Raw genomic sequence first — 18,286 nt, forward strand, 5'->3', positions numbered from 1 at the left:
CTTGTGACGAGCAATTGCCTCCTCGTCTTTTTGCTTTTTGCAAAACGTACGCCGTTGGTATGACTCAATTAGGAGCAGCAGTCCCCAATATGCTCCACGGCGTGCCCATTGCGGGCACGCCGTTTTTTTAGCTTGGCTTTTTGTTTAGCGCGCGGCGCTCACGTCAGCCACGAGCAGCGCCGTCATGTTGACGATGCGGCGCACCGTCGCAGACTCGGTCAGCACGTGCACCGGCTTGGCGGCGCCAAGCAGGATCGGCCCGATCGCGATGTTGTTGCCGGCCGCCGTCTTCAGCAGGTTGTACGAAATGTTCGCTGCGTCGATGTTCGGCAGGATCAAGAGGTTCGCATCACCTTCGAGCGTCGACTCGGGCAGCACTTCCTTGCGCAGGTTCGCGTCGAGCGCAACGTCACCGTGCATTTCGCCGTCGATTTGCAAGTCGGGCGCACGCTCTCTCAGGAGTGCCAGCGTGTCGCGCATCTTCTGAGCGCAGGGCGCATTGCTCGTGCCGAAGTTCGAATGCGAGAGCAGCGCGATCTTCGGCTCGATGCCGAAGCGGCGCACTTCTTCGGCCGCCATCAGCGTGATTTCCGCGAGTTCTTCGGGTGTCGGGTCGACGTTGACGTGCGTATCGGCCAGGAAGATCTGGCGGCCCGGCAGCACGAGACCGTTCATCGCTGCGAACACCTTGCAGCCTTCGCGCTTGCCGATCACCTGGTTGATGAAGTGCAGGTGCCGGTGCGGCGTGGAGACCGTGCCGCAAATCATGCCGTCGGCTTCGCCCTTCTCTACGAGCATCGCGCCGATCAGCGTCGTGCGGCGGCGCATTTCGACGCGCGCGAGGCGCTCGCTGATGCCCTTGCGCGCCATCATCTTCGCGTAGGTCTGCCAGAAATCCTTGTAGCGTTCGTCGTGCTCGGTGTTGACGACCGTGAAGTCGACCCCCGGCGTCAAACGCAGGCCATAGCGCTCGATGCGGTGCTCGATCACCGCCGGGCGGCCGATCAGGATCGGCGTCGCGAGCTTTTCATCGACGGCGATCTGCACCGCGCGCAGCACGCGCTCTTCCTCGCCCTCGGCGAACACGACGCGCTTCTTCTCCGGCGCGACGTTGCGCGCCTGCTGGAAGATCGGCTTCATCGTCGTGCCGCTGTGATAGACGAACTGCTGGAGGTGGACCTTGTACGCCTCCATGTCTTCGATCGGGCGCGTCGCGACGCCCGAATCCATCGCCGCCTGGGCAACCGCCGGCGCGATCTTGACGATCAAGCGCGGGTCGAACGGCTTCGGAATCAGATACTCAGGGCCAAAAGACAGATCCTGAATGCCGTAAGCAGTCGCAACAATGTCGCTTTGCTCCTGCCGCGCGAGGTCGGCGATCGCGTTGACCGCCGCGATTTCCATTTCACGCGTGATCGTGGACGCGCCCGCATCGAGCGCGCCGCGGAAGATGAACGGAAAGCACAGGACGTTGTTGACCTGGTTCGGATAGTCGGTGCGGCCGGTCGCGAGCACGGCGTCCGGGCGCACTTCGAGCGCGACTTCCGGCAGGATTTCCGGCGTGGGGTTTGCGAGCGCGAGGATCAGCGGCTTGGCCGCCATTTCCTTGACCATCTCGGGTTTCAGCACGCCGCCCGCCGACAGCCCCAGGAAAACGTCCGCCCCCGGCATGGCTTCGGCCAGCGTGCGGGCGCCGGTTTCGCGAGCGAAGCGCTCCTTGTCCGGGTCCATCAGCTCGGTGCGGCCCTTGTAGACCACGCCCGCCAGGTCCGTCACGGTGATGTTCTCGAGCGGCAGGCCGAGGCTTACGAGCAAGTCGAGACACGCGAGCGCGGCCGCACCTGCGCCCGATGCAACGAGCTTCACTTCGCGGATGTCCTTGCCGACCACCTTCAGGCCGTTCGTCACCGCCGCCGCGACGACGATCGCCGTGCCGTGCTGGTCGTCGTGGAAGACCGGGATCTTCATCCGCTTGCGGCATTCACGCTCGACGATGAAGCAGTCCGGCGCCTTGATGTCTTCGAGGTTGATGCCGCCGAAGGTCGGTTCGAGCGCGGCAATCACGTCGACGAGCTTGTGCGGGTCGGACTCGTTGAGCTCGATGTCGAACACGTCGATGCCGGCGAACTTCTTGAACAGCACCGCCTTGCCTTCCATCACCGGCTTCGACGCGAGCGGCCCGATGTTGCCGAGACCGAGCACCGCGGTGCCGTTCGTCACCACGCCGACGAGATTGCTGCGCGCCGTGAAGCGCGCCGCGTTCAGGGGGTTCTCGACGATCTCCTCGCAGGCAAACGCGACGCCCGGCGAATAAGCGAGCGCGAGATCGCGCTGGTTGATCATCTGCTTGGTCGGCGCGATCGCGATCTTCCCCGGGGTCGGGAACTCGTGATAATCGAGAGCGGCTTCGCGGAGTTTGGATTTGGCGGGATTGGTTGACATGAGGCGGTCGGTCTTGAGGGCGGATTAGAATAGCTATTCGGTCGCATTGTAGCGCCAATCCCCGGGCCAATTCCTTCAATTCGGGTACAACTGCTGCGACTGAAATATGGCCAAGGCCAGACTCGAGCGGTCGGTCTCAGCCATTGCCTCGGCGCGCCGTTCGCGGTCAGCGCCTTGTTTTTTCAACGCCCTTCAACGGTTGCCTTCGAACCACTCCCGTGAGCCAGACTTCCCTTTCCGAGTTCTCGCTGATCGAGCGATTTTTCGAGCGCCGCGCGCGCAACCGTCCGGCGGGCGATGCCGAAGGCGCGGCCCTCGGCATCGGTGACGACTGTGCACTGATCGCGCCGCGCGCCGGCCAGATGCTGGCGATATCGACGGACATGCTCGTCGAAGGCCGGCATTTCTTTGCCGATATCGATCCGCATGCGCTCGGGCACAAGACGCTTGCCGTGAATTTGTCTGATCTCGCCGCAATGGGCGCGAAGCCGCGCGCCTTCACGCTCGCAATCGCGCTGCCGCACGCGCGCGAGGCATGGCTCGCCGCGTTCAGCGACGGCTTGTTCGAGCTGGCCGAGCGTTTCGATTGCGAGCTGGTCGGCGGCGATACGACCCGCGGGCCGCTCAATCTGTGCGTGACCGTGTTCGGCGACGTGCCGCCGGACGCCGCGCTGCGCAGAGACGCGGCGCGCGACGGCGACGACATCTGGGTCTCGGGCACGCTAGGCGATGCGCGCGCCGGGTTGGGCGTGGCGCGCGGCGAATGGTCCGTGGCGGGGGACGACGCAGCCCGCGATGCCGCCGCCTTTCGTCACGCGCTCGAACGCCCGGAGCCGCGCGTCGCGCTCGGCATCGGCCTGCGCGGCGTCGCGCGCGCGGCGCTCGATATCTCCGACGGCCTCGCAGGCGATTTGCTGCACATCCTCGAACGCTCGCGCGCGAGCGCCTCGGTCAACGCGGACGCCGTGCCCCGCTCCGCCGCGCTACGCCGGCTGCCCGCCGACGTGCAGCGCCGCTGCACGCTCACCGGCGGCGACGACTACGAACTCTGCTTCAGCGCCCCCGCCGCGAACCGAGATGCGATCGAAGCGATCAGCACCCAAGTGAACGTGCCGCTGACACGCATCGGTACAATAAGCGCTTTGCAAGCTCCGGCGGACCGCCCTGCGATTGCCTGGCACGACTCGGCAGGCGCCCCGCTTTCCCTGACGTTGCAAGGCTTCGATCATTTCAATGCAGACTGACCCCACGCTCGGCGGCGCCGGCGAGGCACCGCGCGCGTCCCAACCTCGGCGCGCGACCTCGCGCTTCATGCTCACGCATCCGTTCCACATCGTCTCGCTCGGCTTCGGCAGCGGCTTGTCGCCGATCATGCCGGGCACGGTCGGCACACTGCTCGCATGGGCGTCGTTCGCGGTGCTGAGCCGCCATCTGACCGTCGTCGACTGGGCCGTGCTGATCGTCGTCGGTTTCGTCGCGGGCTGCTGGATCACCGGCTTCACCGCGAAAAAGCTCGGCACCGACGATCCGTCGCCGGTGGTCTGGGACGAAATCGTCGCGTTCTGGCTCGTGCTCCTCTTCGTCACCCCCGAGACCTTCACGGGCCAGCTCTGGGCGTTCGTCGTCTTCCGCTTCTTCGACATGCTCAAACCGCCGCCCATCCGCTACTTCGACCGCCGATTGAAAGGTGGCTTTGGCATCATGTTCGACGATCTGGTGGCGGCGTTCTTTACGTTGCTCGTCATCGCCCTGTGGCGCATGACCATCTGATCCCAACACGTTTTCGGGTTTTGCAATGCCAACTGATTCCGTCGTCCATCAACTCGCCATTCGCGTGGGCAACAAGCTGCGCGACGAACGCCTGACGCTCGTTACCGCCGAATCGTGCACGGGCGGCATGGTGGCAACGGCGATCACCGATATTTCCGGCAGCAGCGGCTGGTTCGAGCGCGGCTTCGTCACGTATTCGAATCAGGCGAAGCACGAGACGATCGGCGTGCCCGCCGACATGCTCGACAAGCACGGCGCCGTCAGCGAGCCGGTCGCGCGGGCGATGGCCGAAGGCGCGCTGCGCAACAGCCGCGCGCAGGTGTCGCTGGCGATCACCGGCATCGCCGGGCCGGGCGGCGGGACGAAGGAAAAGCCCGTGGGCATGGTCGTGTTCGCGTGGAGCAATCGCTTGCACACCGCCGTCGAGACGCTCGTGTTCAAAGGCGACCGCGAGCAGATTCGCGTGCAGGCCGCCGCGCATTCCTTGCGCGGCTTGCTGACGCTGCTCGACGAAAAAGAGCGCTGAAACGCGTTACCGATACGCGTTGATCCTGTCGCGCGTCTCCTGCGCCGCGCGCGCGGCGGCGGCCGCGAAATCGTCGCCTTTGCCCGCGTAGAGAATCGCGCGCGACGAGTTGATCATCATCCCCGTGCCCGCCGCCGTACGGCCGGCGCGCACCGTCGCCTCGACGTCGCCGCCCTGCGCGCCGATGCCGGGAATCAGAAGCGGCATGTCGCCGACGATCTGCCGCACGATTTCGATTTCCTTCGGAAAGGTTGCGCCGACGACGAGCCCAAGCTGTCCGTTCGCGTTCCATTTATCGGCCGCGAGCTGCGCGACGACCTGATAGAGCGGACGGCCGCCCGTCTCCAGGAACTGCAGGTCCGAGCCGCCGGGGTTCGACGTGCGGCACAGCACGATCACGCCTTTGCCGGCATGCGCGAGATAGGGCTCGACCGAATCGAAACCCATGTACGGATTCACCGTCACCGCGTCGGCGCCGTAGCGCACGAACGCTTCGCGCGCGTACTGCTCGGCGGTGCTGCCGATATCGCCGCGCTTCGCATCGAGGATCACCGGCAGTCCGGGGTGCCGCTCATGAATGTGCGCGATCAGCGCTTCGAGCTGATCCTCGGCGCGATGCGCCGCGAAGTAGGCGATCTGTGGCTTGAACGCGCTCGCGTACTGCGCCGTTGCATCGACGATCGCGCGGCAGAAATCGAAGATCGCGTCCGGGCGGTTCGCCAGCGAGCCGGGAAACTTGGCCGGCTCCGGGTCGAGGCCGACGCACAGCAGCGAGTGGGTGCGCTGCCAGGCGCTCTTCAGCGAATCGATAAAAGAAGGGGTGGAAGACATGACGGTGCCGGTAACGGAAGAGGCCGTATTTTATCTGGCCCGCAGGCGGGCGGCGTGCAAGCCGTCGCCGATGCGGCCGCCGTGCTCGCAGTACGCGCTCTTGCACAGCGTGTCAGCACGACTGCAACGCCGCGTCGCTGCGCAGCGGCCGGCACGCACGCCGGCCGCACGTCGGTTCAGCGCCGCGCGCCGCGCCCATCGGCGCTCGCGCGCACGCCCATGCGCTCGACCGTAAAGCTGAACTGCCTGACGAGCTGCTCGCCCGGCGCCAGTTCGGTCATGCCGTTCGCCGCGGCGCCGCCGGGCAGGTTTACCGCGTTGATCGGATGGTCGACCGGCTCGAAGCAGAAGAAATCCTCTCCCGGCGGCGTGTACAGCACGTAGTAATCGGTGTTCGCCGCGATCGTGAGCGACAGCCGGCGCTTCGGCCACACGACCGACGTATAGCCGCTCCAGCCGGTGAACGCGTGGTTCACCATCGCTGCAGGCAGCGGATACGCGACGCCGAACTGCCAGGCGGGCGGCGCCGGCACTCGGCGCACCGGCAGCCAGTCGTCGCCCGAGAGCCAGAGGCCGGCCGCACCGGCGGACAGCTCGGTGTCCTCGTCGCGGACCAGAAACGGATGGAGGCCGAGACCGAACGGCAGCCGCTCGCGCCCCGCATTTTCGATTACGAGCGTGACGGTGAGCGTCGGGCCGTCGAGCGAGCAGGTCTGCGCCGCGCGATACGCATAGGGCTTGCCGCGGCTGCGGTCGAGCGTGAGCCGCGCGCTCGCGTCGTCGCTTTGTTCGAGCCGCCAGTGCGCGAGCCAGCCGTCGCCGTGAATCGGGCACGCTTCGGTCGCGCGATTGGCGCTCACCTGCACGTCGCGCCCCGCAAACCGGAAGCGGCCGCCGCCGATCCGGTTCGAATAAGGCAGGAGCGGATAGCAAGCGAGCGCGTTCGGATCGGTATTCGCCCGCACCGTCTCGCAGCGGCGGAAGATCGGGATCAGCACCCCGTCGTCGTCGCGCCAGTCGAAGCGCGCGATCCCGCCGCCGAGGCCCGGCGCGAGGTCGAGCCGCAAATCCGCGTTGGCGAGCGTGACGAGCTCCGCGTTGGCCGACGCCGCCGCGCCGCGCGCAACGGCAGAGGTGCTCGGCCCGGGACGTACGGGTTGGGTCAGCCCCGCCAGTTTGGCGCGACGCGATTCGGAAGGTGATACGGGTGCGACATCAACATTCGCAGCGGTCATGGTTCGCTCCATCGAGAGGCGTAGACGTCGTCGTGCAGACCGGATGACTTGAGGCGCTATCGGGCGGCTATGGGCGCCGCCGCTGGAATTGTCATGTTGCATGCTGCAAACGGCTGGGAAAACGCGAGATCCGGCGTCCAGCTGCGGGGCGTCGAATCCTGCTGGCCTTGCCTAGGCAGGCTCGCCGAGGAACAGCGGTTCCGGCAAGCCTCGCCGCGCGACGCTTGCGGCAAATACGCCGCCTGCGTACGGGTCCTGCGAGAGCGCGCGGCCGGCGAGCCCGATCCGCGCTGTCGTAATGTATAACGTATCGAGCCCCGCGCCGCCTAGCGCAACGCAGCTTGGTTGTATCGACGACACACTCACGCGCTCGGTTTCCACGCCGTCCGCACCGTAGCGCACGATGCGCGCGCCGCCCCACTGGGCGTTCCAGAGGCCGCCGTCGGCGTCGACGGTCGAGCCGTCGGGCTCGCCGTCCGCATCAGCAAGCCGCGTAAAGACGCGGTCGCCGGCGATGCGGCCGTCCGCGAAGTAGTCGCAGGCGCGAATCTCGCGAGTGGGCGAATCGCAGTAGTACAGCGTCGCGCCGTCGGGGCTGAACGCGATGCTGTTCGAAATCGCGGGCGCCGGCAGCGGCAGGCGTTCAAGCGACAGATCGCGATTCAGCCGGTAGAAACCGCCGACCGGCCGCGCGGGCTCGCCCTCGTCTTTGGTGCCGAACACGAAGCGCCCCTGGCGGTCGCAGCGGCCATCGTTGACGCGCGTGTTCAAGCCGGGCTCGACGTCGACGATGGATTGCGTTACCCCCGTCGTCAGATCGAAGAATGCGAGATGCGTCGCCAACCCGAGCAGCAGGCGCTGCGGATCGGCGGTCAGCGCGAACGTCGCGAGCCGCTCCGGCATCGCCCACGAGCGGCTGTCGCCCAGGACCGGGGAATAGCGCCACAGGCGGGCGCCTTCGATGTCCGTCCAATAGAGTTGCCCGCTGCGCGGACACCACGTCGCGCCTTCGCCGAGCACGCATTGGGCATCGACGGCGAGCGCAGCTTCGTTTGCCGGCATGTTCAAGCCCATCCTCCGTCGACGATGAAATCCTGCGCGGTCACCATGCGGCTGTCGTCGGCGGCGAGAAAGAGCGCCATCCGCGCGAGGTCTTCCGGCAGCAGCTCACCCTCGAGGCACTGCCCCGCTTTCAGCGCGCGCAGGCCCGCTTCGTCGAGCCACAAGCGCTTTTGCTTCTCCGTCATCACCCAGCCCGGCAGCAGCGTATTCACGCGAATCCCGAACGGGCCGAGGTCGCGCGCGAGACCGCGCGTGAGCCCCGCTATCGCCGCCTTCGACGTGACGTACACGGGCATGTTGCCGTTCTTGAGCATCCAGCTGATCGAACCCAGGTTGATGATCGAGCCGCCGCCCATCTGCTTCATGTCTTCCGCGACCGCCTGCGCCGCGAAGAATTGATGCCGCAGATTGACCGCGATGCCCGCGTCGAACGACTCGGGCGTGACTTCGGCGATCGAGTGGCGTTTGTCGTTCGCCGCGTTGTTGACCAACACGGAGATCGGGCCGAGCGCGCTCTTCACGTCGGCGATCGCTTTTCTGAGCGCGTCGATGTCGGTGAGGTCGCACGCGAGAAAGAGCGGCGCGTGGCGCGAATCGCCGAGCTGGTCTGCGAGCGCCTCGCCCGCCGGCACGTCGATATCGAAGAACGCCACGCGCGCGCCTTGCGCCGCGAAATGCTCGACGAACGACGCGCCGATGCCTGTCGCGCCGCCGGTAATCAGCACCGTGCGGCCGGCAAGGCTCGGATAGCGCGCGTAAGCCCCGCCGGCGTGGGCGTCGGCCGAGTTGGCAGGAGACGTCATCGTTCTGGCTCCCTATCGGTGAGCAATGGACAAGCGGCGCATCAATCGCGCCCGCCGCGGTTTTTCAACTGGTCGAGCAGCACCGCCGCGAGCAGGATCGCGCCGCGCACGAGGTACTGATAAAACGCGTCGATGTTCATGAGGTTCATCACGTTCTCGACCGTACCCATGATCAGCACGCCGATCACGACGCCCGAGATCGTCGCGCGCCCGCCGAGCAGCGACACGCCGCCGAGCACGCACGCGGAGATCACGTTCAGCTCGAAGCCCTCCGCTGCGTTCGGCTGACCCGACGTGATGCGCGAAGCGAGGATCACGCCCGCCAGCGCAGTCACCGCGCCCTGGATCAGGAAGATGAAGACGCGCGTGCGCTCGACGTTGATGCCTGCCAGACGCGACGCCTCCGGGTTGCCCCCGATCGCGAGCGTATTGCGGCCATACACGGTCTTGTTGAGCAGCACGCCGAACACGATGAAGCACATGAGCGTGACCCAGATCGGCAGCGACACGCCGAAGAACGTGAGGCCGCCAAGCGCAATGAACGTATCCGACGACACGCCGACGGCCTGCCCGTGCGACGCGATGAACCCGAGTCCACGCACGATTTCCATCGTCGCGAGCGTGGTGATCAGCGCGTTGATGCGCAGATAGGCGATGACCGCGCCGTTGACGAAGCCGATCACCGAGCCCGCGGCGACCGCGGCGAGGATCGCGATGAACGTGTTGTTGGTCGCGTTCAGCACCATCGCGCACAGCACGCCCGCGAACGCGACCGTCGAGCCGACCGACAAGTCGAAATCGCGCGACGCCAAACAGAACATCATCGTGCACGCAACCATGCCGATCTGCGAAATCGACAGCGCAAGGCCGAGCATGTTCTCGATCGAGAAGAAGTGATCGACCGTCAGCGACATCGTGATGAACATCGCCACGAAGATCAGGATCAAGCTGTATTCGGTGATCTGCTGCCACCACTTTTGCTTGTCGGCGGATTGCGGCGTCAGCGCATCGGCGGCGCTCTTCGCTGCCGACTGCACTAGGTTTTCTCTGGCTTGCATTTGATGGCTCCTGCCGTGCTGCACGGGGTTTTATGCATTCGGCCGGTCGATATCCGAGCGGCCCATTCACAGTCTTTCGTTGCGTCTCTCGAGGTTGGGTTCGTCGTGGCCGCGCTCCGGAGTCACGCCGCTTGCGCGGCCGCATGAGGCGTCGAACTCTGCGGCAGCGCAAGGCTCAGCACCGCATGCTCGCTCGCTTGGCTGCGCGGCAGCTCGCCGGAAATGCGCCCCTGGCGCATCACGACGATGCGGTCCGACACGCCCAGCACCTCCGGCAATTCCGACGACACGATCACGACCGCGCAGCCGCGCTCCGCGAGCTGATAAATCACGTGATAGATCTCGTGCTTTGCCCCGACGTCGATGCCGCGCGTCGGCTCGTCGAGAATCACGACCTTCAGTTCCGGCTCGGCAAGCCAGCGCGACAGAATCGCTTTTTGCTGGTTGCCGCCCGAGAGGAAGCGGATCTTCTGGCGGCGGTTCGGCGTCTTGATCTTCAAGAGCTGAATGAACCGGTCGGCCGTTTCGGCTTCCTTCTTGCGGTCGAGAAAAAGGCCCGCATGCAGATAGTGGCGCCGGCAGCTGATGTTGATGTTCTCGGCGACCGACGCGATCGCGACGATCCCCTCTTCCTTGCGGTCCTCGGGACACAGCACGATGCCGTTGCGGATCGCCTCGCCGGCGCTCTTCACGGTGATCGGCTTGCCGTCGAGCATCAAATGCCCGGCCTTCTTCTTCTCGGCGCCGTAGACAAGGTGCATCAATTCGCTGCGCCCCGCGCCGACGAGCCCGAAGAAGCCGACGATCTCGCCCGAGCGGACCTCGAAGCTCGCAGGCGCGCTCAGCCCGTGTCCCTCGACGTTCTGCACCGCAAAGCGCACCGGCCCGAGTTCGCGCGGCCGGTAGTTGTAGATGTCCGAAATCTCGCGCCCGACCATCTCGGCGACGATCGTCTCGCGCTTCACGCCTTCGAGCGTCGGATGCGACGCGACCTTGCGGCCGTCGCGGAAAATCGTGCACGCATCGCAGAGCTGGTAGATCTCGTCCATGCGATGCGAGATGTAGATCAGCGCGCGATTGTCGGCGCGCAGATCGCGCACGAGCTTGAACAGCACCTCGGTCTCGCGGTGCGAGAGCGAGCTGGTCGGTTCGTCGAGCGCGATCACGCGCGCGTTGCGCATCAGCGCCTTGCAGATCTCGACCATCTGCCGCTGCGCAATCGACAGCCGCCGCAGCTTTGCATTCGGATCGAGATCGACGCCCATCGCGGCAAGCCGCTCGCGCACGAAGCGCTTCGCGTCCTGCTTCTTCACCCAGCCGAACGTATTCGGCAAGCGCCCGAGCATCAGGTTTTCGGCGACGGTGAGATCCGGCACGTACTGCAGCTCCTGGTGGATCACCGCGATCCCAGCCGCGATCGACGCCGCCGCATTCGGGAAATGCACCTCGTTGCCGTCCATCATCACGCGGCCGGAATCGGGCTGATACTCGCCGCCGAGCACTTTCAAGAGCGTCGACTTGCCCGCCCCGTTCTCGCCCATCAGGCCGTGCACCTGCCCGACGTTGACCTCGAAGGACACACCGTCGAGCGCGCGTACGCCTGGAAACACCTTGCCGATATTGTCGAAACGCAGCGTCGCTGACACATCGCCTCCCATCATTCCGTATGAACGGTTCGCCTGTTGCGTGCGTTGCGTTGCGCGCCGCGTGGATCGCAACGCGAACCGTCTCAACCACCCCTGTTCTTTTCGTCGCTCTGCTTGCCGCTTCACGGTACGCGCGAGCGCACCGTGAAGCGCGCGGTTCAGGACGATCGATTACTTCGCCGCGAGGCCCATCTTCTCGCGCACTTCACCCACGTTGTCGCGCGTGGCGAGCATGCCGGTCGTCAGCGTCAGCATCGGCGGCGTCTTGCCTTGCGTGATCCAGTCGTACATCAGGTCCGACGTTTCCTCGCCGTGGCGCTTCGGGCTGATGATGACCGTGCCGTAGAAGCCCGTCGGCTGCGGCTTCTTGAACTCGTTCAGCGCCGAGTCGGAGCCGCCGATGCCGATGCCGATCATGTTGTCCTCCTTGAAGCCGCGGCCTTCCGCTGCGCGCACCGCGCCGAGCACGGCTTCGTCGTTCAGGCCGTAGGCGATCCAGTGCTTGATTTGCGGATTCTTGGTGAGCGCGATGTTGGCCGCGTTGAACGCGTTCTCGGTATCGGTCTTCGCTTGCGGCGCGGCGATCACGTTCGCCTTCGGGAAGCCCGCGGCGACGAGCGCATCGGTCGCGCCGGTCGTGCGGTCGTGCGCGGTCGGCAGCTGCTCGTAGGTGACGTCGATCGCGCCGACATCCTTCATATCCCAGCCGCGCTTCTTGATTTCGGCTGCGAGCCCTTCGCCGACTTGCTTGCCGATGTTGTACGCGGAGATGCCCATGTGCGGCACCGCTTCGATCGGCTTGCCCGAACCGTCGACGAGGCGATCGTCGACCGTCATCATCTTCAGGCCGTCGGCCTTCGCCTTGGCGACGATGCCCGGCCCGAGCTTCACATCAGGCGTGCAGATGATGAAGCCTTGCGCCTTTTGCGCGGCGAGGTTGTCGATCGCGCTCATCACCTTCTCGCCCGACGGCGCCCCGATCTTCACGAGCGTGAAGCCCTTTTCCTTGGCGGCGATTTCAGCGAACTTCCACTCGTCCTGGAACCAGGGTTCTTCGGGCTGCTTGACGAGAAAGCCGATCTTCACCTGGTCGGCAGCCTGCGCCGCCGGCGCATTGAACAGCACCGCAGTGGCCGCCGCGGCCAACGTGAGGAAAATTCGTCGCTTCATGATGCGTGTCTCCTGTCTGGATGAAAAAGTTCGGCCGCGTGTTCTATTGGCTGGATAACGCACGCGGCCGGTGCGCCATCCGATTTCCCTTAGCGTCTGTTTCCATATGGAAACAGACGCTAATCGTGGTAAAGCGCCGAGCGACCGCCGTCGACCGTGATGCAGCTTGCGTTGATGAACGGCGCTTCGTCGGAAGCGAGAAACACCGCCGTCATCGCCACTTCGTCAGGCCTGCCGATCCGCTTCATCGGCTGCAGATCGAGCGTCGCCTGGCGCGCGGCGGCCGGGTCGGCCTGGCCGTTCCACCAGTCGAGCGTCAACTGCGTCTCGATGTAGCCCGGCGCGATCGCGTTCACGCGCACCTGGCGCGCCGCATATTCGATGCCGAGCGCGCGCGTGAGACCGATCACGCCGTGCTTCGCGACCGGGTACGGAAAGCAGCCCGGAATGATCTTGAACGCGTGCGTCGACGCGATGTTCACGATGCTGCCGCGACCGCGCTCGACCATGCCCGGCAGCACCGCGCGGCAGCCGTTCCAGACGCCGTCGAGGTCGACCGCGAAGCAGCGGCGCCAGTCGTCGCCGGTCATCGTGAGCGGGTCGCAGAACACATTGATGCCGGCGTTGTTCACGAGCGCGTCGAGCGGGCCGAAGGCGCGCTCGCCTTCGCTCACCGCTTGTTCGACCGACGCGGCTTGCGTCACGTCCGTTTGCACCGCGAGCACGCGTGCGCCCGGCACGGCCGCTTCGATCTCCTTGGCAGTGCGGCGCGCGGCATCGATATCGAGTTCGGCGAGCACGACCGACGCTCCCTCCCTGGCGAACGCGTGCGCGATCGCTGCGCCGATGCCGCGCCCGGCACCGGTGATCAGCGCGACCTGGTTCGCCAGTCGATTCATGATGCCGCCCGCAAGCCGTCGATGAACGCCTTCGCGTGCGCCGCGGTCATCGCTGCGCTCTGCCCCGGCTTGTAAAGCGCCGAACCCAGGCCGAAGCCGTTGGCCCCGGCCGCGAGGAACGGGCCCATGTTGTCCGGCGCGATGCCGCCGACCGGCACGAGCGGCACCTGCGCCGCGATCACCGCGCGCCATGCCTTGACGACCTGTGGGCCAAGCTGTTCGGCCGGGAACATCTTCAGCACGTCCGCGCCGTTCTTGAGTGCGGCGAACGCTTCATTCGGCGTCGCGACGCCAGGCGCGCACGCGAGGCCCTGCGCCTTCGCGGCTCGCACGACGTCGGCGTCGCTATGCGGCATCACGATCAGCTCGCCGCCCGCGCGCTTAACCTCGTCGACGTCACTCGGATGCAGCACCGTCCCCGCGCCAACGATCGCGTCGGCCGGCAGCGCTTCGCGAATCGCGGCAATGCTCTCGAACGGCTGCGGCGAATTGAGCGGCACTTCGACGATCCGGAAACCCGCCGCATACAGCGCGCGGCCGTGATCGGCGGCATCGGCGGGCGTCACGCCGCGCAGAATCGCGATCAGTCCACACGCGGCGAACGCGGCGGCGAGGCCCGTGTGCGGCTGATACGGTGCAGGCAGGTTGATGTGCGGTTGCATGTCGGCTCCGTGAAATCCTTCGTGTTCTATCCGTGCAGCGCCGGCTTGGGCGCGCGTCGGCCGGCCTTAACCCGCCGACTGCGCAACAGCCGGACGCGCCTCGCCGACCAGCCCGGAGAGCGTCGCAATCCGCCACAACCCGCGCTCGGTCGCGTCTTTGACGAGCGTCGTCTGCGGACGGCCAAGCTCCGCGAGCGCGAGGCGATAGCGGTCGCACAGCGCTTCGTTGCCGACGAGCCGGAGCGGCTCGTCCGCGAACTGCGGATGCACGGCGGCAAGTCCGCATAGTTCATGGCCGATGAGGAGTCCGGAAAGATAATCCGACTGCTCTTCGGCGGACAGCTGTGCGGTCAATCCCAGCGTGCGCGTGCTGAAAATCGTCGCGAGGAGGCCCGCATGGTCCGTTCGCTTCGCGACCGCGACGCCGCGCAGGAATGCTGCGGTATTCGGCGTTTCCGGTTCGGCCATCGTGCGGCCGAGAATCGTGTGGTCGCGCAGCGCCGCGAAAAGTTCGCCTGTCATGAACGTATAGAAACGCTCGATGCGCCCGCCGCGCACGACAGCCCATTTCGCGTGCGTCCCGGGCAGGCCGATCAGCGCGCTCGCGCTGCCGTTGCCGGGCGCGGCGTCGTCGGCGAGCGCGCCGACGATCTGCGTTTCTTCGCCGCGCATCACGTTCGGCAAGTCGCCGCGCTGGATCACGCCGGGCACGATATGGAGCGCGATGCCGCGGTCCGTGCCGACGCGCACGATGCCGGCCGCGAGCGCATTCGCGTCCGCGGGCGCATCGACATACGGCGCTTCCGCCCAGCCTTGCGCGCTGCCCACCATGCCTGCCGCGATCACCGGCACCCGGGGGGCGCGGTCGAACCAGACGCCGCAGGCGTCCTCGAACGCGGCATCGAAGCCGCCCGCGCTCACCGAACGCGGCAGATTCATGACGCCGGCGGTCGACGCGCAGTTCGCGATCACGTTGCCGATCGCGTCGAACAGGTACGCACGCAGCGACGTCGTGCCCCAATCGAGCGCAATCAGTGCGGCGTGCTCGAAGGCCGTATCGGCGACGGTAAATGTCGAGGCGGAGTGCTGCAAAGTCATCGTTTGATCCTGCGAGTGGTCTGCGGTGCGCGCCAGCCGAGCTCCTCGGAAATCGCGCGCGCTTCGCGCTGCACGACCGGCACGAGCTCGTCCATCCGTTCGAGCGGCATGTAGGGAATCGTGCTCGCGACCGAAACAGCCGCGACGATCGAACCCGACGCATCGCGCACCGGCGCGGCCACGCAGCGGATCGACGCCTCGTTTTCTTCGAGATCGAGCGTGAAGCCGCCGGCCGAATAGGTCGTCATGCGCTGAAGGAAGGTGGCCGCATCGAGGCGGTTGTCGGGCTTGAAGCTGACCGATGCGAGCGCGCGGCGCGACGCGTCGAAGAGCGTCTGCCAGGCGTCGGGCTTGAGATCGAGCATCATCGCCTTGCCGATGCCGGTCGAGGCGAGCGGCATCCGGTGTCCGACGCGCGAGCGCATTTCGAGGCCGCGCGTGCCGGGGATTTTGTCGATGTAGAGCACGTCGTCGCCGTCGCGCACGCCGAGGTGAATCGTGTCGAGCGTCGCCTCCGCGAGCCGTTCCAGGTGCGGGCGCGCGACGGCCGTGAGCGGCATCTGTTCGAGCGCGATGGTGCCGAGCTCGATCAGCTTCGGGCCGAGCAGATAGCCGCCCTGCACCTGACGCAGATAGCGCGCTTGAACAAGGCTGCTGACGAGCCGGTGCGTCGTGCTGCGCGTCGTGCCGAGCGCGGCGCCGAAGCTGCGCAGGTCGCGCGCCCCGGACGCCGCCGCTTCGAGAATCGCGAGCCCGCGCAAGAGCGTCTGCGTGCCGGCTTGCTGCGGCGTGATGTCGAGCAGCGTGCTGGGCAGGGCAATGCCGTCGACGGCGGGCGGATTCGCTTGCGCGCCCGTTTTGCCGTTTTGCGTGGATTGCGGGGCTTGATGCTGCGGCGCTTCGGTGTGCTCAGCCAGGGGTTTGTTCATGGCGCTCATCCGGTTTAAGTGGCCGTTGGCCGATTAATCGCGGTGCTGGGTGCGCTGCGGAGCGCGCTTCGCGGACGAATGTAGCGCGATGCGTTCGTTTGAACGGGTGCCTGCGGCTTGCCAAGGATTCGAGGTCATTTGACGGTGTCTCCGTTGTCGTGCGAATCGTGCTTCGCATCGAGTGGCCGCGATTGCGGCGCTTTGTTGGTCTGGATTGTAGGGCGGGGCCCCAAGATCTCCAACATTTGAGTTGCCCGCTCATATTTTGGGATTGTCGCATGCCGGCGCCTCGGTTCTCCGTCCTCCACATCTTTCTCGGCAACACGGCGAACCCGGATATCGACTGGCACGTTATCGGTTATGTGTCGCTCGGGGACTACCTCGACGACAAAGGCATCGGATTTCAGGCCCGCAAAGCGAGCACGTTGTCTTGCTCGCTCGTGACGCAGTAGCCAACTCGGCGCAATGGGCAGAAACCGTCAGTGCGGCAATTCCGCCGCCCCCATCCGCCGCGCGATCACCGCGGACCGCTGCGCCAGGTACGCCGACCCGCGATGCTCATCGAAATACTTGGGCCGCGGCAACATGACCGCCAACCTGGCCGACTGCCACGCAGAAAGCTTGCTCGCCGAACTCTTGTAGTAATACTGCGCGGCGGCCTGCGCGCCATACACGCCATTGCCCCACTCGACGGAATTCAGATAGATCTCGAAGATGCGCTCCTTGTCCATCAGCGTCTCGAGCATCCAGGTGATGATGAGCTCCTGCCCCTTGCGGATATAGCTCTTCTGCCGCGACAAAAACAGATTGCGCGCAAGCTGCTGCGTGATCGTCGAGCCGCCCGCCACGATCTTGCCGCGCGCCTTGTTCTTCTCCCACGCCTGCAGGATCGCGTCGGTCTCGTAGCCGTTGTTGTTGACGAAGTTGGCGTCCTCGGAAGCGATGATCGCCCGCTTCAGATTCCGCGAGATCCGGTCATACGGCACCCACGCGTGCTGAATCTCGAGATCCGGGCGGTCCTGCGCCAGGCGCCACGCATCGGAGCGCATGAACGCGGTCGTGCGCGGATTCACGAACGTCCACACGCCGATCTGCGCGAAGTAATAGACCTGCGTCGCAAACCACGCGAGCGCGAACACCGATCCGACGTAGACAACCCACCGGGCCAGTCCCGGCCGGCTTGCGCTGTTCGTTTTCGTCATGTCGGTACGCGCCGGGCCGATCCGGGCTCGCTCAATCGGAATGCCATTGCCGCCTACTCGTCTGAAAGCGCGACTATGAATCAGTGCTTGACCGTCGCCAACAGCATGTCGCGCAGCGCCGCCAGCACCGGCGCGCCGTCGGGCCGCACGCCGCGCCAGATAAAGAACGACTCGGCCGCCTGCTCGACCAGCATCCCCAGCCCGTCGGCCGTGCGCGCGCCGAGCGTCTGCGCGTGGCGCATGAAGACGGTCGGCTGCGCGCCGTACATCATGTCGTACGCGAGCGTGCCGTCACCGAACGCGCTGTCGCCGCACTCGGGCAGCGACGCATCGAGGCTGCCCGCGGTCGCGTTCACGATTACGTCGTATCGATCAGGCCCCGCGGCGTGCGCGCCGCCGCCTGTCAACTCGCAGCCCGCCTCCCCGGCAGCGGCTGCGAACTGCTCGACCAACGCTTCGGCCTTCGCCGCCGTGCGGTTCACGATCGTAAGCGCCCGCGGCGCCCGGCCGAGCATCGGCAGCACGACGCCGCGCGCCGCGCCGCCCGCGCCGAGCAGCAGCACGCGCGCGTCCTTCAGCCTCACCCCAAGGTTTGCTTCGATATCGCGCACCAGTCCGACGCCGTCCGTGTTGTCGCCGAAGAGGCCCTCGGCGTCGAAGCGCAACGTATTCACCGCACCGGCCGCCGCAGCGCGCGGCGAGAGCGTATCCGCGAGCGCGTGCGCTTCCAGCTTGAACGGCACCGTCACGTTCAGGCCGCGGCCGCCTTCCGCGATAAACGTGCGTACGTGAGCGACGAATCCGTCGAGCGGCGCGAGCAGGTGTTGATACTCGAGCGGCTCGCCCGTCTGCTCGGCAAAGCGCGCATGGATGAACGGCGACTTGCTGTGCGCAATCGGGTTGCCGATGACCGCGTACAAATCGCGCGGCGCGGTGGTCGTGCTCATGGGCGT

18 protein-coding genes are annotated in these 18,286 nt (G+C 66.2%); 4 read left to right on the plus strand and 14 right to left on the minus strand.

Going from position 1 to position 18,286, the window contains the following annotated elements; all coding sequences use genetic code 11:
* Window positions 1-144: 144 nt before the first annotated feature.
* The gene (locus tag J3489_RS15095; protein WP_206999282.1) at window positions 145-2,442 is read right to left on the minus strand and encodes an NADP-dependent malic enzyme; all 2,298 of its coding nucleotides are present in this window, start codon (window positions 2,440-2,442) and stop codon (window positions 145-147) included.
* Between the two features lie 218 nt (window positions 2,443-2,660).
* Here J3489_RS15095 and thiL point away from each other — a divergent pair, with 218 nt between their 5' ends.
* Genes thiL through J3489_RS15110 form a run of 3 tightly spaced genes read left to right on the plus strand, consistent with a single transcriptional unit; the run spans window position 2,661 to window position 4,738 of the window.
* Complete coding sequence (gene thiL, locus J3489_RS15100) at window positions 2,661-3,686, plus strand: thiamine-phosphate kinase (protein ID WP_206999284.1); 1,026 nt, start codon at window positions 2,661-2,663, stop codon at window positions 3,684-3,686.
* Window positions 3,676-4,212 (plus strand): phosphatidylglycerophosphatase A family protein, encoded by a 537-nt coding sequence (locus J3489_RS15105; RefSeq protein WP_206999286.1) that lies wholly within the window; start codon window positions 3,676-3,678, stop codon window positions 4,210-4,212. Before thiL ends, J3489_RS15105 begins: the two co-directional genes overlap by 11 nt.
* A gap of 25 nt (window positions 4,213-4,237) precedes the next feature.
* Complete coding sequence (locus J3489_RS15110) at window positions 4,238-4,738, plus strand: CinA family protein (RefSeq protein WP_206999288.1); 501 nt, start codon at window positions 4,238-4,240, stop codon at window positions 4,736-4,738.
* Between the two features lie 6 nt (window positions 4,739-4,744).
* Here J3489_RS15110 and pyrF read toward each other — a convergent pair whose 3' ends face one another.
* The 11 genes from pyrF to J3489_RS15165 all read right to left on the minus strand — a co-directional run bounded on the left by pyrF (window position 4,745) and on the right by J3489_RS15165 (window position 16,131).
* Window positions 4,745-5,569, minus strand: a complete 825-nt coding sequence (pyrF, locus tag J3489_RS15115; protein WP_206999290.1) for an orotidine-5'-phosphate decarboxylase — start codon at window positions 5,567-5,569, stop codon at window positions 4,745-4,747.
* 176 nt (window positions 5,570-5,745) lie between these two features.
* Window positions 5,746-6,804 (minus strand): aldose 1-epimerase, encoded by a 1,059-nt coding sequence (locus J3489_RS15120; RefSeq protein ID WP_206999292.1) that lies wholly within the window; start codon window positions 6,802-6,804, stop codon window positions 5,746-5,748.
* Window positions 6,805-6,975: 171 nt separating this feature from the next.
* The gene (locus J3489_RS15125) at window positions 6,976-7,878 is read right to left on the minus strand and encodes an SMP-30/gluconolactonase/LRE family protein (RefSeq protein ID WP_206999294.1); all 903 of its coding nucleotides are present in this window, start codon (window positions 7,876-7,878) and stop codon (window positions 6,976-6,978) included.
* Window positions 7,869-8,669, minus strand: coding sequence for an SDR family NAD(P)-dependent oxidoreductase (locus J3489_RS15130; RefSeq protein WP_206999295.1), 801 nt, complete (start codon window positions 8,667-8,669; stop codon window positions 7,869-7,871). Before J3489_RS15130 ends, J3489_RS15125 begins: the two co-directional genes overlap by 10 nt.
* A 41-nt stretch (window positions 8,670-8,710) precedes the next feature.
* Complete coding sequence (araH, locus tag J3489_RS15135; RefSeq protein WP_206999297.1) at window positions 8,711-9,727, minus strand: L-arabinose ABC transporter permease AraH; 1,017 nt, start codon at window positions 9,725-9,727, stop codon at window positions 8,711-8,713.
* Between the two features lie 122 nt (window positions 9,728-9,849).
* Window positions 9,850-11,373 carry an L-arabinose ABC transporter ATP-binding protein AraG gene (gene araG / locus J3489_RS15140; RefSeq protein WP_206999299.1) on the minus strand — a complete coding sequence of 508 codons (1,524 nt, stop codon included), beginning with the start codon at window positions 11,371-11,373 and terminating at the stop codon, window positions 9,850-9,852.
* A 171-nt stretch (window positions 11,374-11,544) separates the two neighbouring features.
* Window positions 11,545-12,543 (minus strand): arabinose ABC transporter substrate-binding protein, encoded by a 999-nt coding sequence (locus J3489_RS15145; RefSeq protein WP_206999301.1) that lies wholly within the window; start codon window positions 12,541-12,543, stop codon window positions 11,545-11,547.
* Window positions 12,544-12,662: 119 nt separating this feature from the next.
* Window positions 12,663-13,442 (minus strand): SDR family oxidoreductase, encoded by a 780-nt coding sequence (locus tag J3489_RS15150; protein WP_206999303.1) that lies wholly within the window; start codon window positions 13,440-13,442, stop codon window positions 12,663-12,665.
* Entirely contained in the window at window positions 13,439-14,104 is a 666-nt protein-coding gene (locus tag J3489_RS15155; protein ID WP_206999304.1) for a 2-dehydro-3-deoxy-6-phosphogalactonate aldolase, read from the minus strand. Before J3489_RS15155 ends, J3489_RS15150 begins: the two co-directional genes overlap by 4 nt.
* A gap of 66 nt (window positions 14,105-14,170) precedes the next feature.
* Window positions 14,171-15,202 carry a 2-dehydro-3-deoxygalactonokinase gene (locus J3489_RS15160; protein ID WP_206999306.1) on the minus strand — a complete coding sequence of 344 codons (1,032 nt, stop codon included), beginning with the start codon at window positions 15,200-15,202 and terminating at the stop codon, window positions 14,171-14,173.
* Window positions 15,199-16,131 (minus strand): IclR family transcriptional regulator, encoded by a 933-nt coding sequence (locus tag J3489_RS15165; protein ID WP_206999308.1) that lies wholly within the window; start codon window positions 16,129-16,131, stop codon window positions 15,199-15,201. The genes J3489_RS15160 and J3489_RS15165 overlap by 4 nt, the downstream gene beginning before the upstream one ends.
* 278 nt (window positions 16,132-16,409) lie before the next feature.
* Between J3489_RS15165 and J3489_RS15170 the strand changes: the two genes are divergently transcribed.
* A complete protein-coding gene (locus J3489_RS15170; RefSeq protein ID WP_206999310.1) occupies window positions 16,410-16,583 on the plus strand; it encodes a hypothetical protein in 174 nt (57 codons plus the stop codon).
* A gap of 27 nt (window positions 16,584-16,610) precedes the next feature.
* On the opposite strand, the gene mtgA is transcribed toward J3489_RS15170, so the two are convergent.
* Window positions 16,611-17,333, minus strand: a complete 723-nt coding sequence (mtgA, locus tag J3489_RS15175; RefSeq protein WP_206999312.1) for a monofunctional biosynthetic peptidoglycan transglycosylase — start codon at window positions 17,331-17,333, stop codon at window positions 16,611-16,613.
* 80 nt (window positions 17,334-17,413) lie between these two features.
* On the minus strand, window positions 17,414-18,280 hold the full coding sequence (aroE, locus tag J3489_RS15180) for a shikimate dehydrogenase (RefSeq protein WP_206999314.1): 867 nt from the start codon (window positions 18,278-18,280) through the stop codon (window positions 17,414-17,416).
* Window positions 18,281-18,286 lie beyond the last annotated feature (6 nt).

This window comes from Trinickia mobilis, from assembly GCF_017315705.1.
Classification (GTDB): domain Bacteria; phylum Pseudomonadota; class Gammaproteobacteria; order Burkholderiales; family Burkholderiaceae; genus Trinickia_A; species Trinickia_A mobilis.

What these genes read in the sequence shown, in the direction of transcription:
- mtgA (WP_206999312.1), bottom strand. Translation starts at nt 17,333, where the DNA reads ATGACGAAAACGAACAGCGCAAGCCGGCCGGGACTGGCCCGGTGGGTT.
- J3489_RS15155 (WP_206999304.1), bottom strand. Translation starts at nt 14,104, where the DNA reads ATGCAACCGCACATCAACCTGCCTGCACCGTATCAGCCGCACACGGGC.
- J3489_RS15170 (WP_206999310.1), top strand. Translation starts at nt 16,410, where the DNA reads ATGCCGGCGCCTCGGTTCTCCGTCCTCCACATCTTTCTCGGCAACACG.
- J3489_RS15110 (WP_206999288.1), top strand. Translation starts at nt 4,238, where the DNA reads ATGCCAACTGATTCCGTCGTCCATCAACTCGCCATTCGCGTGGGCAAC.
- J3489_RS15095 (WP_206999282.1), bottom strand. Translation starts at nt 2,442, where the DNA reads ATGTCAACCAATCCCGCCAAATCCAAACTCCGCGAAGCCGCTCTCGAT.
- J3489_RS15125 (WP_206999294.1), bottom strand. Translation starts at nt 7,878, where the DNA reads ATGGGCTTGAACATGCCGGCAAACGAAGCTGCGCTCGCCGTCGATGCC.
- J3489_RS15165 (WP_206999308.1), bottom strand. Translation starts at nt 16,131, where the DNA reads ATGAACAAACCCCTGGCTGAGCACACCGAAGCGCCGCAGCATCAAGCC.
- J3489_RS15160 (WP_206999306.1), bottom strand. Translation starts at nt 15,202, where the DNA reads ATGACTTTGCAGCACTCCGCCTCGACATTTACCGTCGCCGATACGGCC.
- pyrF (WP_206999290.1), bottom strand. Translation starts at nt 5,569, where the DNA reads ATGTCTTCCACCCCTTCTTTTATCGATTCGCTGAAGAGCGCCTGGCAG.
- J3489_RS15145 (WP_206999301.1), bottom strand. Translation starts at nt 12,543, where the DNA reads ATGAAGCGACGAATTTTCCTCACGTTGGCCGCGGCGGCCACTGCGGTG.
- araH (WP_206999297.1), bottom strand. Translation starts at nt 9,727, where the DNA reads ATGCAAGCCAGAGAAAACCTAGTGCAGTCGGCAGCGAAGAGCGCCGCC.
- J3489_RS15120 (WP_206999292.1), bottom strand. Translation starts at nt 6,804, where the DNA reads ATGACCGCTGCGAATGTTGATGTCGCACCCGTATCACCTTCCGAATCG.
- J3489_RS15150 (WP_206999303.1), bottom strand. Translation starts at nt 13,442, where the DNA reads ATGAATCGACTGGCGAACCAGGTCGCGCTGATCACCGGTGCCGGGCGC.
- J3489_RS15105 (WP_206999286.1), top strand. Translation starts at nt 3,676, where the DNA reads ATGCAGACTGACCCCACGCTCGGCGGCGCCGGCGAGGCACCGCGCGCG.
- J3489_RS15130 (WP_206999295.1), bottom strand. Translation starts at nt 8,669, where the DNA reads ATGACGTCTCCTGCCAACTCGGCCGACGCCCACGCCGGCGGGGCTTAC.
- aroE (WP_206999314.1), bottom strand. Translation starts at nt 18,280, where the DNA reads ATGAGCACGACCACCGCGCCGCGCGATTTGTACGCGGTCATCGGCAAC.